This window comes from Enterococcus sp. C102(2024) (genome assembly GCF_040888205.1).
Taxonomy (GTDB): Bacteria; Bacillota; Bacilli; order Lactobacillales; family Enterococcaceae; genus Enterococcus; species Enterococcus faecalis.
This window is the reverse complement of sequence record NZ_JBFOHH010000006.1, coordinates 31999-46833: the sequence shown is the minus strand read 5'-3', so window position 1 is coordinate 46833 and position 14835 is coordinate 31999. Positions and strand designations below refer to the sequence as shown.

Sequence of the window (14835 nt, the reverse complement as noted above, 5' to 3'; positions counted from 1 at the left end):
ATGTCCTACTTGAAAAATCGTGAAGAATCTTGGATCAAAGAACAGATGAAGCTAGATCGCAATAGAGAAAAAGAAATTGTTCAACAGCTTCAAAATGCTATTGATGCGATTCAAACCGAAATTGAAGCTAACTGGGATAGATTTTCCAATGGCCAAAAGATTACGATTAGCGAAGCAAGAAAAATGGCTAATAAGATGGACGTAAAACGCTTTGAGAGAAAAGCGAAGGAGTATGTTAAAAATAAAGACTTTAGTCCACAGGCCAATAAAGAATTGAAAATCTATAACTTGGTAATGCGAGTGTCTAGATTAGAGCTATTAAAGTCTCAAATTGGCTTAGAACTAATCACGTTGTTTGATGAGCTAGATAAGTGGGGATATTCTCAGTTAACTGAAGCCGCAAAAGATGAATATTTAAGACAGGCGGGAATACTAGGCGAAACCGTTAAAGAAAATTATTCGTCTAAGGTTAGAAAAATTGTTAATGCATCATTCAAATCAAGTGACTTCCCTTCGTTTAGTGATAACATTTGGCAAAATTTTGTTGAAATGAAAGCTGATTTAGAAAAAATAATCACTCAGGCAATCACTCAAGGTAAAAATCCAAGAGCAGTAGCAAAAGAGATGGCTAAATTTTTAAAGCCTAATCAATTAAATATAAGATATAAGCTAAATAGGCTAATGATGACTGAAATATCTGGTATTCAAACAGATATTCAAAAGCAAAGTTACTTGGATGCCGATATCGAAGAATATGATTACATTGCTGAACCATTTGCCTGTGAAATATGTAAAAGAGTAGCTAAGGGTAGTCCTTATAAAGTATTAAAGATGAAAAAAGGCATTAATGCTCCATACATGCATCCCCATTGCAAATGCTCTACTGTCCCTAAAGTTAGTGAAGATTATGAAAAGTCGCTGAAAGAAAGAGGTTTGTAAATGGATAATCTATATAAATGCAATCAATGCAATAAATACACTCCGTTAGTTAGAAAATCTGAAAACATCACGAAGGATATTGAACACCATTATGCTGAATGTGCAAATTGTGGGTATAAAGCGACAATAATGTATATGAATACCGAAATTAAGTTATTAATGCATGAACAAAGAAAAACAAACTTTGGCACAAAAAAGAAAGGTAAATTGACAGAAAAGCTAAACAGACTAATTTCTAAATTAAGAAAAGAAGTCGAGGGATCAAGTTGAAAAGTTATTCTTTAGTTTATTGGTCAGGTGTTGACGATGAAACTGGTGCGTTTAAGCAAATAGATTGTCTCATTAATGATGAAACAGTTCAGAAATTGCTTGAAGGTAAACCGAAATTTATCTCAATTATTATTGATGATGGTGAACAAATGTTAATTCAAACGGATAATATCAATCAGATAAAACAAGTTTATGAAAAATACGGCAGAAAGGCGTGATTCTATGAATGACGATCCTTACGATTACTTAGATGCTGATTATGAAGAATATTTAAAGAGAGAAGAGTCTAACAAACGTTAGGCTTTTTATATTGCCTTCTTACTGCTTACAGGCACTAAAGAGAAAGCTGTTTCGATTGATAGGCGTAACTTATCAAATATATCGGGTAGCGGCGTAACCGTGGAGGATAATCATGAAAACAAAAAAACTATTATTGCCAATGCATTTACAATTCTTTGCTGATAATCCAGATACTGGCACTGGAGATACGGACCAACCGGCCGGAGGTCAAGAACAAACGCCACCAGAAGATGATAGTAAAGATAAAGGCAATGGAAAAACGTTTTCTCGTGATGAAGTAGCAAAAATGATCGCTGCTGAAGTATCAAAAACAAAAGAAGCTTGGGAAAAAGAGCAACAAGAAAAACAAGCAGAAGCAGAAAAACTGGCAAAAATGAATGCTCAGGAAAAAGCTGAACATGAAAAGAAACAGTTAGAAGCAAAAATTGCGGAATTGGAACGTAGTCAAGCATTAGTTTCCATGTCAAAGGAAGCTTCTAAAATGCTTTCAGAGGCTAGTTTGCCGCATGACGATGATTTGCTAGGATTGATTGTTTCAGATGATGCAGAAGCTACAAAAAAAGCTGTCGCTATTGTTACGAACTATGTATCAATGATTAAGAAAGAAAATGCTCGTCAAAAAACACCAGGTGAGGGTGGACAATTTTCAACTGATAAAAAAGAAACCGAATCAGTTGCAGCTCTTGCAGCAAGTAAACGAATTGTAAAATAGGAGGAAATATAAATGAAGAAAAAACAATTAATGAAAATGGATATTCAAATGTTTGCTCAAACATGGAATCCAGACAACGTCACTGTATTAGAGAAAAAAGATGGAACAATTCCAGATAAGTACAACACTTTAATTTTAAAAGATGTGATGGAAAATTCTAAGTTAATGCAGTTGGCTAAATATGAAGAAATGGACGGCAAAGAAAAGAAATTCGAATACTTTGCAGAAGGTCCTGGGGCGTACTGGGTTGGTGAAGGCGAAAAGATTAAAACGTCTAAACCTAAATGGTTAAACGTAACGATGACTGCGAAAAAAATTGGTGTTATTATCCCAGTTTCTCGGGAATATTTAACTTATAAGATGTCTGATTTCTTTACTCAAATGCAACCAAAAATCGCAGAAGCATTTTATAAGAAAATTGATGCGGCTACTATCCTTGATAAAGAAAATCCATTCTCTCAATCTATTGAAAAATCTGTCATTGCAGCTAGTAATGTAATTGAGGGCGACTTGACATATGACAACATTTTAGCATTAGAGGATTTGCTTGGAGAAGGTGAATACGATCCGAATGCTTTCATTTCTAATCGTAAGAATCGTACAGTGTTACGTGAAGCAAGTAAAAAAATTGGTGACACAACTCAATTTATTTATGATCGTGTCAGCAATACTATTGATGGACTACCTGTAGCAGATCTAAAATCTATGGATAAGGGAAACCTTTATACTGGTGATTTTGATTACTTGCGCTATGGTATCCCATTTAACATTAATTTCAAAATTTCAGAAGAAGCTCAATTATCTACTTTAACGAATGAAGACGGTACGCCTGTCAACTTGTACGAACAAGAATTGGTTGCTTTACGAGCTACAATGGATATTGGTTTCATGGTCATCAAAGATGAAGCATTTGCTAAGATTCAACCAAAAACTGCGGGGGAGTAACTAGCCCTGTTGTCGGAAAAGTAACACCGACAACAAATGGGGCGACAATCGAACTAACTTAGGTGGTGTTTTGATGTCAGAGATAGCAAATGATGTAAAAAAATTATTAAATGGCAGTCTTGATGAAAAATTAGAAATCATTGAAAGACGTACAAAAGATCGGCTTCAAAATATATTGAATGTCACTGAGTTACCAAAAAGTTTTGATTCAGTTGTATATGAAGTCACTTTAAAACGATTTAATCGTATTGGCCAAGAAGGAATGCAATCTTATTCTCAAGAAGGTTTATCTATGGCATTTCCAGACTCTGATTTTTCTGAATATCAAGATGAGATTGAAGAGTATAAGAATAAGGAAATAGAAGAACTTTATAAGCCTAAACGTGGGAGGTTTACATTTTCATGAGATATTTAGATGAAATTACCTTTGTAAAAAAATCTTCAGAATCGCATTATGATCCAAATTCAGGTGAATGGATTGAAGAAGAACCGTTTAGAAAAACTGCTGATGTCAATGTAACTGATATTGGTACAGATCGTTCTATTACTATTTTCGGAAGCATTAAAGAAGGGGCTAAGGTCATTAGGACACAGCCCCTTTTTGTTATTCCAGAATTTGATTACATTGAGTTTGAGGGTAAAACTTGGGAAGTTATTACAAGTAGAGTTCCTGCATTAAGAAATAGTTTGCTTGTTCAGGAAGTGATTATTGATGGCAAGAAATCAAGTGAGAATTAATGGACTAGCTGGAATTTCTAAAAAACTAAAGAGAAATGCTCAACTTGATGATGTGAAAAAAGTTGTTAGAAATAACACAGCAGAATTAACCGCCAATATGCAAGCTGAAGCCGGAAAAGTGTTAACTGGACACTGGGAAGGTAAAAAATTTGTTAAACCTACTGGGGCAACAAAAAGAAGTATCGTTATGAGGCTTTCGAACAATGGTTTTTCTGGGCATACAGGACCAGGAACAGAATACGCACCATACTTAATACATGGAACAAGATTCATGGTGAAACGTGATTTCTTTTTACCACCGCTGAAACAACAAAAAGTGAAATTTAGAACGGATTTGGAAAGGTTGATGAAATGATTAAAACAAGAGATCAATCAATCTTCGATGAAGTGTATAAGAAGTGTCAATCACTGGGCTATGAAACCTACGATTATAAACCTATGAATGATGTAGGTTATCCATTTGTCGAATTAGAAGATACTCAGACACTGCAACAAGCCAACAAAACTGATATTAAAGGTTCGGTTACATTGAATCTATCTGTATGGGGATTGGCAAAAAAACGTAAACAAATATCGGATATGGCTTCAGCAATTTTTGCTGAGGCTCTATCTATTTCTGAAACGGAAGGTTATTATTGGTCGCTCAATATCCAATCAAGCGGTATTCGGTTAGTAGATGACATTTCGACTAACACACCATTGAAGCGGGCAATGATATCTTTAGAATTCAAAATACTATAGAGAGAAGGAATATAAATGGCTAATGAAGCAAAAGTAGCAGCTAAAGGTATTGATATTATTTTACTGCTCCGTGTGTTAAAAAAATCAAAAGAGGAAGCAGCATGGAAATTAGCTTTCCAGACAGAGCATGAAAATACAAAAACAAAAGATAGCGACTCCGTAGCCACTAAAGATGGTCCGATTCGTATCCCAGGGTCATTGGAAATTGATTTTTCGGCAACATCTATTTTATCAGTCGGTGATCCGTATGTTGACCAGCTAGAAGAAGCTTTAGACAATGACGATATTATTGAAATCTGGGAAATCAACAAAGCAGAAAAAGGTACAGGAGATAATGCTGACAAGTACAAGGCAACCTATTACCAAGGATATTTAACATCATTTGGTAAATCACCTAATGCTGAAGACACTGTAGAAGTTTCATTAGAATTTGGTATCAATGGTAAAGGTGCAAAAGGATTTGCAACATTAACTGCTGATCAAGAAGAAGTAGTTCAATACATCTTCAAAGATACGACTATTGAAACAGATGATCCGGGAAAGTAGATAGCCCTGTTGTTGGAAGTGTAACTCCTACAGTCGATGGGGCTTCTATTGAATTAAGCTAAGAAAGGAAAATAAATATGGTGGATACTTTTAAAATTTATAAAGGCCAAACCGAAGTTGTTTCCGGCACATCACCTTTAACTATAACAGGAATGGAACCTAACACCTCAGTGCCGGCTGGTGAGTACCAAGTAACTCGTGTTGTTAATGGGAAAGAATCAGAGCGAGTAGATATTCCAGCTTTTAAAACATTGTCTATTGCTGTAACTGGCTTAGAGTTTTCTCCTAAAACGTCAACAGCAGATGCGGGTACTGCAGGTAGCCGACAAATCACAGCAACTGTCTTGCCTGAAAATGCAACCAACAAAAAAGTAACCTATAAGATTACGCCTGAAACAGAAGGTCTTGCTGTCTCTGAAACAGGAAATATTACTTGGACAGAAGCGGTACCGGCTGGTGTTTATACCACAACAGGAACAACAGAGGATGGTAAGAAAACAGCTCAACACACCTTAACATTGAATAATCAAGCTTAAAATATAAATTTAGAGGGCAGCTTAGCGGCTGTCCTTTTCTTATGGAGGAAAAGACATGCAAATCGAAATTAAAGGAAAAAAATATAACTGTATTTTTGGAGTCAAGTTTATTCGTGAATTGGATAAGCAGCATGGGGTAGTTCGTAATGATGTGAATCTTGGTATGGGACTAACAACATTATTACCGCAGCTAGTAAGTGGAAATATCGTTGTTCTATCTGATGTACTTTACACAGCTACCATTACGGAAAAAAGTAGACCTTCTAAGGATGAAGTAGATGAGTTTGTTGAAACTGTTGATGATATTGAGGCGTTATTTGATGAAACGTTGAAAAACTTAGAAGAAAGCAATGCGGGAAAGTTAACGGTCAGAAATTTCAAGAAAGCTCTGATGGAGAACAAGTAAGAGAGGAACTAACCTCAGCTGAAGCTTATGAAAATATTCTTATTAATTGTTTTCGTTACCTAGAAATTACTGATTTATCAGAAATCGAACGAATGACTTTGTATGAATATGAAGTTAGGCTATTGGCGTTTCAGTTAAAAAGACTTGACCATGAAAGAGACCTCTATCTTCAATCTTGGCTAAATAACCAAATTAAGGCGACTAAAGGTAAAAAATCTGAACCTTATTATAAGGAATTCAATAAGTTTTTCAATTATGAAGAACGAGAGAAGCTTATTTTGGGTAAATCATTAATTGATGAAAAAGTTGATATAGGAGCAATTGATTTATTAAGAAAAGCAAATAAGTAGGAAAGGAGGAAAATAATGGAATCATATTCAGTCGAAGCAATACTTACTGCTACTGATAGAACGTTTAGTAGCACAATGAGTAGCGCTGAACGCTCTATGGCTGGTGTAAATAAGCAATCTGGCGAACTAGGTGATGGATTGGATAAAAGCACCACTAAAGGGAATCAATTGGGTAAGTCAATTCTTAGCATTGGGGCAGGCGTGGGCGCTGTAAAATTAGTATCTACGGCCGTAAATATGGTTAAGGATTCTGTTGAAGGAGCGATTAACCGTTTTGATACGTTGAATAAATATCCTGTAGTTATGAAGGCTCTAGGTTACTCAACAGAAGATGTAGATAGATCAATGACTAAGTTAAGTGATGGGATTGATGGGCTTCCTACATCGTTAGATGAAATCGTATCAAATACGCAACAACTATCAATTTCAACTGGTAGCTTGAGTAAAGGAACTGACACAGCTATTGCATTAAATGATGCCTTTCTTGCTTCTGGAGCTTCAACTGCTGATGCAACTCGTGGAATGCAACAATATATTCAAATGCTCGGTAAGGGTGAAGTTGATATGCAGTCTTGGCGAACATTACAAGAAACAATGCCAATTGCGATGGATAAAGTTGCTAAGTCTTTCAAAGAACAAGGTGTAAACTCAGTTAACCAATTATATGATGCCTTAAAAGAAGGAGATATTACATTTAATGAGTTCAATAATCGTTTGATTGAGTTGGACAAAGGCGTAGGTGGTTTTGCGGATTTAGCCAAGAAAAACTCAAAAGGTATCAAAACATCATGGGCAAACATCAAAACAGCCACCGTTAAAGGTGTAACTACAGTTATTAAATCGTTTGATGAATTATCCAAAGCGGTGACAGGGAAAAATATTGCCGAAAATTTGGACTCTTTAAAAAATGTAGTGAATATAACTTTTAAGGCAATTGATGCAGCGATTCAATCAACTATCCCATTGATGAAACTATTCGGAAAAGCTATTACTTCGATAGGTACAGCTTTAACACCATTACTACCAACAATTGCCAGTTTTGCTGCCACCTTTACAGCGTTGAAAGTAATTCAGCAAGTGACAGGCTATATAAAACAATCTGAATTGGCAATCAAAGCTTATACAACCGCAATAAGTTTATACAATGGAATATCAAAACTGGCTACGTTATCTACAACAGCACTCGGAAGAGCATGGATGTTAAATTTAGCAGCCGATAAAGCCAATTCTGCAGCAATAGCAATAAAAACTGGTCTTTTAGTGGCGCAAAATACAATCGTTGGTGTTTTGACGGGAACAATTAGTTTAGCTACAGTAGCTACAACTGTTTTTAGTACCGCTATGAAATTGTTGATGGGCCCTATTGGTTGGGTAACAGCTGCAATAGGAGGACTAGTAGCTGTAGGGGTAAACTTGTGGAAATGGTTAAATAAGGAAACTGAATCAACTAAGGCAGTTAAAAAAGAACAAGAAAACCTTATGAAAACCACAGATGACTTGATTAAAAAGAATCAAGAACATACCCAATCACGAAAAGATGAAGCTATTGAATTGGATAATACTAAAGAAAAATTCCAATCTATGATTTCTGAAATGGAAATGCTCTCTGCTAAAGAAAAATTAAGCAACAGCGAGAAAAAACGTATGGTGGAAATTGTTGAGGAATTGAACGGTAAAATGACAGGTTTAAACTTAGTTTATGACGATCAAAAAAATATTTTATCTGAAATGCCCGGAACAATTCAACAACAAGTTGATGCCTATAATGCTTTAGATGAAGCTTCTCAAGCTCAAGAAAACATTAATCAAATGTTAAAAGAACGAAATGATAATGAAGCGAAGCTGATGGAAATTAATGCCGCTAGAGAAAAATGGAATCAGACATTAAAAGAATCTGGCGGGAATACAAAAGAAGCTCGTGAAAATATTGAAAAGTTGGGCGAGCAAGAGCAAGTGTTAAAGGGCGTTCAACAGGAATTAACGAATGAAATTATAAATACAGCTAACGCCCATGAACAATCAATGCAGCGTGCAAGCCAAGCTGTAGCAAATGGAGTTTTAGAACAGACGGTTTCTTACAATGCGTTAAGTGGTAAAACAAAAGAGACTATGGATGCTATGCGTGCTGAATACACTTCTCTTGAAACAAAAGTGGGTAGCGCCTTTGATGTTATTGAGCAAAAGCAGGCTATTTCAGTTGATCAGATGGCTGCTAACCTACAAAAGAACCAAGAAGCTGTTAGTCAATGGAGCACTAACATTGCTGCGTTAGCACAGCGAGGAGTAGATGAAGGGCTTTTAGAGCAACTAAGGAAAATGGGGCCTGAAGGTGCTGCTCAAGCGGCAGAATTAGTTAATTCTTCAGACGAACAATTACAGCGTTTGAATGATGTTTATCGTAATACTGGCGAGGCTTCCATGAATGCGATGAAAGAAGGCTATCAGTTAGGTAAAAGTGGTGTTAATGATGAGATAGCAAGCTTAATTCCAACGCAAAAAGATACATTAATGACACAGATTAAGAGCACTGATTTTAATAGTGTGGGTAAAAGTGTTACTGAAGACTTTAAAGCAGGAATTGAGAATGGTAGAAACGCAGTAGCAGAAATGACCAAAGGAATTGTTCCACAAATGGGAACCGATATGAAAGGCGAAGTTGAAAAGGCTAATTTCCCTGATATAGGTAAAGCTATCCCTCAAGGTCTAGAAAAAGGGATTGGAGCTAATAAACAATTACCTGTGAAAACATCTAATCAAATGATTGATGATGTTGTTTCTGGTGCCAGAAAAGGTTTAGATTCTCACTCTCCTTCTCGTGTATTTCACTCAATTGGTGAAGATGTTGACTCTGGATTATCAAACGGTATCGAACAAAACGCAATGAATCCAGTAAGAGCTGTTGAATCTATTGTCGATAAAATCATTTCTGCAATGGATAAGTTGCCATCAGAAATGAATTCTATTGGTGCAAATGCAATTGATGGATTGACTAATGGCATTAATGCCAATGCTAATAGTGCTTTAGCTGCAGCAAGAGGTGTGGCAGATCAAATTGTAAGTACAATGAAAAGTGCTATGGATATTCATTCTCCATCACGTGTAATGCGTGATGAAGTAGGTAAAATGATTCCAGCAGGAGTAGCGGTTGGTATTGATAAATATTCAAACTTTGTGGAAAAATCTATGCAACGACTAAGTAAAAAGGTAGCCATGCCAGCGCTGGATAATTTAAATTCAAATCTGTCATTTAGTGGAGGATCACAAAGCTTAGCATTTGCTGGAGATGTATCTTCAAAATTCACTGTAGAGGTACCTGTTATTTTCGATAGTTCAGAGGTTGCAAGGGTTATTGCTAAACCAATGAGTAAAGAATTACAGAATCAACAAGATAAAAAGAATGTTTCTTTAGGAAGGAGGCGCTAAATGTTATACAACTTTATTGATGTAAATGAACAACAAACAAAAGCCTCTTTGCCTTCGGAAGCCATGAATTTTAATGGTTCCTTTTTAGAAGATTTAGTTCCAGGTTATAGAACATTATCTGTTGTTGGAAGAGAGTTAGCTCCCACTGAAATACAAAGCTACCAGTTGGGAATTCGTGATGGAATGCGACATGTTTATGCTCGTATTCCAGAAAGAGAATTAACGGTTAAATTCAAAGTTGAGGCTAACTCTAACGAAGCTTTTAGGGATTCTTTTAATAGACTAAATGTTGCTTTGTTCACAGAAAAAGATGTACAGATTTGGTTTAATGATGAACCAGAAATGCTTTGGTCAGGTAGCAAGTCAGACATTGATGCAGTTCCTGAAGGATTGAATCGTGTCGTTGGTACATTTACAATCTTGTTGAATAATCCATATAAATATACTCGAAGCGATGCTACTAGTGTTATGTGGGGTTCTACAGAAATAACGTTTCAGGCTAACTATCTTATGGGTAATACTGGATCAGGGGCTGTTGACTTACCTATTGTTATCGAAGGTGGGGCTTATTGGGGTTCTACCATGATTACTTTTCAAAACCGTTCCTATCTAATGGGAGATAATGGTCAAGAAGTGAAGCCTATTGAAATATATCCAACTGTCGAAGGGTTAAAAGTAAAACCGATTATTACTATAAAAGGTACTGGTAGAGGTGTGTGGATAAAAACTAGAAGCGATACTATTGATATCGGTGATTTTGATAAGTCAGAAATAGTAATCGATACAGAACAGTTTAATATTACGAAAAATGGGAAGCCAATGATTCGTCCTATGAACGATTTTTATATTTATCCAAATGAGCCACTATACATCCAAGCGAAAGATAGTACTTTTAATCTAACTATTCGATATCCAAATCGTTTCTTATAGGAGGTGTTGCTAAAATATGTTGATGGCAATGGATTTAAAAAGAGAATATACGGCAGTTTTAGATAACGCTTATAATGTTGGATATGAAAAAATTGAAAACCAAATAGGGAATCTAGAATTTTCAATGCCGTTGGATGATCCTAAAAATGAATTTTTGCAAGAAATGTTATGGGTTGAACTAACAGATAATGAAAATGAATATATAGGATTATACCGTGTTATGCCTTCAACGGTTCGTAAAGATGCTAGTAACAATTCAATCACGTATACGGCAAATGAAGCCCTATGTACTTTGCTAGACACGGTTCTTTTTGGTTATCATGAACTAGTTAATCGAAAAACAATTGATGTTATTAACTATCTTTTGAATAAACAAAGGACAAAACACTGGGTTTTAAAAAAATGTGAATTTACTCGGTATTTTAGTTATGCATGGGAAAATGAAAATGGTCTCGCTGATGCCTTGTTTAGTATTCCTCAAGCATTTGATGAAGACTACATGTGGCAATGGAATACCAAAGTTTATCCATTCGAATTATCTTTAGTGAAGCCACCAAAAGAACCTGTTGCTCGTATTCAAGAAGGATATAACATGCAAGGGTTTGAGATTGAAAGAGATCCTAACAATTTAGTTAATCGAGTTTATCCTTTAGGCGCTGGTGAAGGCGTCAATCAGATAAATATTAAATCAGTAAATAAAAATATTCCTTATGTTGAAGATGCAAAGTCTATAAAAGAACATGGTTTAGTTGAATATGTTTGGGTAGACCAACGATTCACAGTTCCACAAGCTTTAAAAGACAATGCAATCAACATGTTAAAAAAATGGGCACAACCTAAAATTTCTTGGGATGTGACTGCGGCTGATTTATTGAAATTAACAGATGAACCTTTAAGCATTGATAAGTTAAGACAAGGAACTGTAATTATGATTAACACAGATGATTTTGGAAGTGTAAATTTGCGTATTAAAAAAGAGACAAAACAGGATGTGTTCGGTGCCCCACAAGATATTCGGCTAGAGCTTGGTAATTTATCTGACGATTTTACTACAACAATGTCTGATTTGAAACGTAAACAGGAAATAAATGAGACATACTCGCAAGGTGCAACGAATATTTTGAACTACAGTTATCAAGATAACTGCGAAAAGGCATACCCAGCAGAAATTGAATTCTTCTTAGATGATGATGTATTTCATGTAAATACTGTAGAACTGACTTTTAAAACTAAGCGCTATCGTGGTTATACCAAAGCTGTAAAAGGCGGTGGAGCTACGGTTAAAAGTACTTCAGCTGGAGGAGCTTCAACGCAAACGAGCTCGGCTGGTGGCGGAAGTGTCGTTTCAAGTTCAGCTGGAGGAGGCTATTCTAGTGGATCCACCACAGGTGGTGGTGGAGGTAGTATTCAATCTAGTTCTGTAAATGGTCAAAGCTCACAAACAAGTTCAGCAGGTGGAGATCATAATCACCTAGTTGCATCTAATAATGGTAGCACTGAATCAAGTGCGTTTTATCGAGAAATGGATGCGGGGTCAGGTATGAGATTTAGACTAATGTCGACTGCATCAACAGATTGGTACACAAAGACGAGCTCAGGTAATCATACTCATAATGTGACTACACCGGCACATTCCCACACAGTGAATACACCTAACCATAGTCACAATTTTAATATTTCTATACCAAATCATACACACAGTATATCGGTTCCTAGTCATAGCCATCAAGTAAGAATACCGGCACATACACACCAAATTACTTTACCTGATCATAGCCATCCATTAGAATGGGGGATTTATGAGGCGCCAAGTAGCGCAACTAGTGTTGATATAGTTGTAGATGGTACTACCATTCCAGTTCATGATACTAGCCAACAAAGACTAAACATTGTTAATTACCTTAGGAAAACTAGTGGCGGCAAAATCTCTAGAGGTAATCATACAATCAAGATAATACCTAACAAACTTGCACGAATTGAAGCGCAAGTTATTTGTCGTGTCTTTATACAATCACAATTAGGAGGACAATTTTAAATGAGATTAACAGTAAAATTAATTAGCAAACAAGAAGAATTTATAATTAATGATGAATCAGGTAAAACGTTAGATGATTATTTTGCAGAACTGATTGATAATAGTTCGCCATTCATCAAGATAGGAAATCGTATTTTACAAAAAGCCACTATTGAATATATTAATGCAGAATAGGAAGTGATAAACATGGCTATCGAGCAAATTAAAGAAACCGACACACTGAATCAAGGTCGAATTAAAATTAATGCTATCTTGGATCAATCAAATGCTTCTGTAGAAAAAATAAAGGACTATCAAGATCAATTAACAACAGGGATTAATGACGCCAAAAAAATTGCAGATGATGCTGGAAAAGAAGCCGTAAATATTGCAGAACAAGCGGGAAATCAAGCGAATGAAACAGCGAATCAAGCTTTAACTAATTCTCAAACTGCTATAAATACTTCCAATCAAGCGGTATCTACAGCAAATAACAATAAACAAGAATTCGATGCGTTACGAAACGATTTTGACAAGCTTGTAGGTGAAGCAGGGGACAGCAATCCAGAAATTGTTCAAGCCCGAACTGATACGCAAGGAGTCACTCAACCTACGTTAGCTACTCGGTTACAGGTTGACTTTAATGACCGCATGACAAAATCTGAAGGTGTATCGTTACTTTCTGGAACAACAAACGTAAAAATACCTATGGATTTCACTGGAAAAACAGCGGGTAATACGGCAACAAATGCAAATCAATATTTTACCGATGTAACAGCTAAAGTACTAAAAAAACCAAAAGATACATGGAATGAGATTTCTCAATCTGATTACAACAAATTAGTAAGTCGTGACGATTCTGGTGTAAGCAGTGGTTCAACACAAAATGGTGTTATCCCACAACAGTTAGGTTTGTTTAACGCTTTGGAAGCTGCAAAAAAATTAATTCCTCAAAATTTTGAAGGATTAAGTAAAGAAGAAGCGGTGGCTTTATTAAAAGATAGCTTTGTGGCTTTTACTATTAGTGAACGTGTTAAAGCCACTTCACCTAACAACAAAACAATTAAAGTTTCCACTTATATTGAGTCAACGGACTCATGGACCACTCAAATTCAAGAAAATGCTGGTGAATACAAAGATTTATCAGTCCAAGTAACGGATAAAAATTTCATTACTAGCGAGGGTCTTATCTATCTAATTAGCTATACAGATCCATCAAATGGAGTGACAACTGCTAATCTGGATGTTGACTATTCAGCTATTCAATTAGAAATTAGTATTAATGTACAAGATGTATTAGCAAAAAGTGGCTTTGTAAAAGAGGAACAATTAAAGGCGCATACAGAAAGTCAAGACAATCCACATAACGTGACCGCAAATCAAGTCGGTTTAGGAAACGTTAAAAATTATGGATTTGCTACTGATAGCGAAGCATCTGCTGGAACATCAACGACTAAATATATGAGCCCTAAAAATGTTGCAGATGCCATAAGTGGGCAAGCAGTCACGCAAACTGCGGATCAAGATATCGCTGGGGTAAAAAACTTTACTGATGGATTGCAGTTACAGGGGTTGCCAGTTTTAACAGGTGCAATTGAGCGTGCAGTAACTAATGAAGATCGTAATGACAAAATTAATATTACGGGTGTCAATGGTAGCATATACAGAATGGGAAATTTAGTATTCATTGCAATTAATTTCACATGTCAAACTTGGCCAGCAGGGACTGAAACGAGATGGGCTATAAATGTTCCAAAAGGATTTCAAAGAACTGCAAATAATCCTGCATTTATCCCACTATCTCTTTCTCGTAATGCAAATCAACCAGCTGATGCACGAGCGTTTATTGATCAAGATAATGTAATACAAGTTAAATCAGGGAATGGTAGTTCTTACGTGTCAGGAATGTGGGTAACTCAAGATGTATTTCCAAAATAAAATTTATTGATAAGTTGAAAAAACCGTTTAGCAAAATCTAGACGGTT

The 14835-nt window shown here is 35.9% G+C and carries 18 protein-coding genes; all 18 read left to right on the top strand.

Annotated features, from left to right (window positions below; all coding sequences use genetic code 11):
- Positions 1-939, top strand: a complete 939-nt coding sequence (locus AB3I34_RS11510) for a minor capsid protein (protein ID WP_226013802.1) — start codon at positions 1-3, stop codon at positions 937-939.
- Complete coding sequence (locus AB3I34_RS11505) at positions 940-1209, top strand: hypothetical protein (protein ID WP_002381653.1); 270 nt, start codon at positions 940-942, stop codon at positions 1207-1209. It abuts the gene before it with no gap.
- Positions 1206-1427, top strand: a complete 222-nt coding sequence (locus tag AB3I34_RS11500) for a hypothetical protein (RefSeq protein ID WP_002373063.1) — start codon at positions 1206-1208, stop codon at positions 1425-1427. Before AB3I34_RS11505 ends, AB3I34_RS11500 begins: the two co-directional genes overlap by 4 nt.
- Positions 1428-1621: 194 nt before the next feature.
- Entirely contained in the window at positions 1622-2221 is a 600-nt protein-coding gene (locus tag AB3I34_RS11495) for a DUF4355 domain-containing protein (protein ID WP_002402382.1), read from the top strand.
- A 12-nt stretch (positions 2222-2233) separates the two neighbouring features.
- A complete protein-coding gene (locus AB3I34_RS11490) occupies positions 2234-3166 on the top strand; it encodes a phage major capsid protein (RefSeq protein ID WP_160248953.1) in 933 nt (310 codons plus the stop codon).
- 73 nt (positions 3167-3239) lie between these two features.
- A complete protein-coding gene (locus AB3I34_RS11485; protein WP_002373068.1) occupies positions 3240-3572 on the top strand; it encodes a phage head-tail connector protein in 333 nt (110 codons plus the stop codon).
- Positions 3569-3904, top strand: a complete 336-nt coding sequence (locus tag AB3I34_RS11480; RefSeq protein WP_160248952.1) for a hypothetical protein — start codon at positions 3569-3571, stop codon at positions 3902-3904. Before AB3I34_RS11485 ends, AB3I34_RS11480 begins: the two co-directional genes overlap by 4 nt.
- Positions 3879-4259 (top strand): HK97-gp10 family putative phage morphogenesis protein, encoded by a 381-nt coding sequence (locus AB3I34_RS11475; RefSeq protein ID WP_160248951.1) that lies wholly within the window; start codon positions 3879-3881, stop codon positions 4257-4259. Before AB3I34_RS11480 ends, AB3I34_RS11475 begins: the two co-directional genes overlap by 26 nt.
- Positions 4256-4645 carry a phage capsid protein gene (locus AB3I34_RS11470; protein WP_160248950.1) on the top strand — a complete coding sequence of 130 codons (390 nt, stop codon included), beginning with the start codon at positions 4256-4258 and terminating at the stop codon, positions 4643-4645. Before AB3I34_RS11475 ends, AB3I34_RS11470 begins: the two co-directional genes overlap by 4 nt.
- Positions 4646-4660: 15 nt before the next feature.
- Positions 4661-5191, top strand: a complete 531-nt coding sequence (locus AB3I34_RS11465) for a phage major tail protein, TP901-1 family (protein ID WP_160248949.1) — start codon at positions 4661-4663, stop codon at positions 5189-5191.
- A 77-nt stretch (positions 5192-5268) separates the two neighbouring features.
- Entirely contained in the window at positions 5269-5727 is a 459-nt protein-coding gene (locus tag AB3I34_RS11460) for a phage tail protein (protein WP_160248948.1), read from the top strand.
- Between the two features lie 55 nt (positions 5728-5782).
- Positions 5783-6133: a tail assembly chaperone gene (locus tag AB3I34_RS11455; protein WP_002389853.1), complete on the top strand. Its 351-nt coding sequence runs from the start codon at positions 5783-5785 to the stop codon at positions 6131-6133.
- A 122-nt stretch (positions 6134-6255) separates the two neighbouring features.
- On the top strand, positions 6256-6483 hold the full coding sequence (locus AB3I34_RS11450) for a hypothetical protein (RefSeq protein WP_230300167.1): 228 nt from the start codon (positions 6256-6258) through the stop codon (positions 6481-6483).
- 15 nt (positions 6484-6498) lie between these two features.
- On the top strand, positions 6499-9906 hold the full coding sequence (locus tag AB3I34_RS11445) for a tape measure protein (protein WP_160248947.1): 3408 nt from the start codon (positions 6499-6501) through the stop codon (positions 9904-9906).
- The gene (locus tag AB3I34_RS11440) at positions 9907-10836 is read left to right on the top strand and encodes a distal tail protein Dit (RefSeq protein WP_010716667.1); all 930 of its coding nucleotides are present in this window, start codon (positions 9907-9909) and stop codon (positions 10834-10836) included.
- Positions 10837-10852: 16 nt separating this feature from the next.
- The gene (locus AB3I34_RS11435; protein WP_160248946.1) at positions 10853-12871 is read left to right on the top strand and encodes a phage tail protein; all 2019 of its coding nucleotides are present in this window, start codon (positions 10853-10855) and stop codon (positions 12869-12871) included.
- On the top strand, positions 12872-13045 hold the full coding sequence (locus AB3I34_RS11430) for a hypothetical protein (RefSeq protein ID WP_002369077.1): 174 nt from the start codon (positions 12872-12874) through the stop codon (positions 13043-13045).
- Between the two features lie 12 nt (positions 13046-13057).
- Positions 13058-14788, top strand: coding sequence for a hypothetical protein (locus tag AB3I34_RS11425; RefSeq protein WP_160248945.1), 1731 nt, complete (start codon positions 13058-13060; stop codon positions 14786-14788).
- Positions 14789-14835 lie beyond the last annotated feature (47 nt).

What these genes read in the sequence shown, in the direction of transcription:
- AB3I34_RS11510 (WP_226013802.1), top strand. Translation starts at nt 1, where the DNA reads ATGTCCTACTTGAAAAATCGTGAAGAATCTTGGATCAAAGAACAGATG.
- AB3I34_RS11505 (WP_002381653.1), top strand. Translation starts at nt 940, where the DNA reads ATGGATAATCTATATAAATGCAATCAATGCAATAAATACACTCCGTTA.
- AB3I34_RS11495 (WP_002402382.1), top strand. Translation starts at nt 1,622, where the DNA reads ATGAAAACAAAAAAACTATTATTGCCAATGCATTTACAATTCTTTGCT.
- AB3I34_RS11490 (WP_160248953.1), top strand. Translation starts at nt 2,234, where the DNA reads ATGAAGAAAAAACAATTAATGAAAATGGATATTCAAATGTTTGCTCAA.
- AB3I34_RS11485 (WP_002373068.1), top strand. Translation starts at nt 3,240, where the DNA reads ATGTCAGAGATAGCAAATGATGTAAAAAAATTATTAAATGGCAGTCTT.
- AB3I34_RS11480 (WP_160248952.1), top strand. Translation starts at nt 3,569, where the DNA reads ATGAGATATTTAGATGAAATTACCTTTGTAAAAAAATCTTCAGAATCG.
- AB3I34_RS11475 (WP_160248951.1), top strand. Translation starts at nt 3,879, where the DNA reads ATGGCAAGAAATCAAGTGAGAATTAATGGACTAGCTGGAATTTCTAAA.
- AB3I34_RS11470 (WP_160248950.1), top strand. Translation starts at nt 4,256, where the DNA reads ATGATTAAAACAAGAGATCAATCAATCTTCGATGAAGTGTATAAGAAG.
- AB3I34_RS11465 (WP_160248949.1), top strand. Translation starts at nt 4,661, where the DNA reads ATGGCTAATGAAGCAAAAGTAGCAGCTAAAGGTATTGATATTATTTTA.
- AB3I34_RS11460 (WP_160248948.1), top strand. Translation starts at nt 5,269, where the DNA reads ATGGTGGATACTTTTAAAATTTATAAAGGCCAAACCGAAGTTGTTTCC.
- AB3I34_RS11455 (WP_002389853.1), top strand. Translation starts at nt 5,783, where the DNA reads ATGCAAATCGAAATTAAAGGAAAAAAATATAACTGTATTTTTGGAGTC.
- AB3I34_RS11445 (WP_160248947.1), top strand. Translation starts at nt 6,499, where the DNA reads ATGGAATCATATTCAGTCGAAGCAATACTTACTGCTACTGATAGAACG.
- AB3I34_RS11440 (WP_010716667.1), top strand. Translation starts at nt 9,907, where the DNA reads ATGTTATACAACTTTATTGATGTAAATGAACAACAAACAAAAGCCTCT.
- AB3I34_RS11435 (WP_160248946.1), top strand. Translation starts at nt 10,853, where the DNA reads ATGTTGATGGCAATGGATTTAAAAAGAGAATATACGGCAGTTTTAGAT.
- AB3I34_RS11430 (WP_002369077.1), top strand. Translation starts at nt 12,872, where the DNA reads ATGAGATTAACAGTAAAATTAATTAGCAAACAAGAAGAATTTATAATT.
- AB3I34_RS11425 (WP_160248945.1), top strand. Translation starts at nt 13,058, where the DNA reads ATGGCTATCGAGCAAATTAAAGAAACCGACACACTGAATCAAGGTCGA.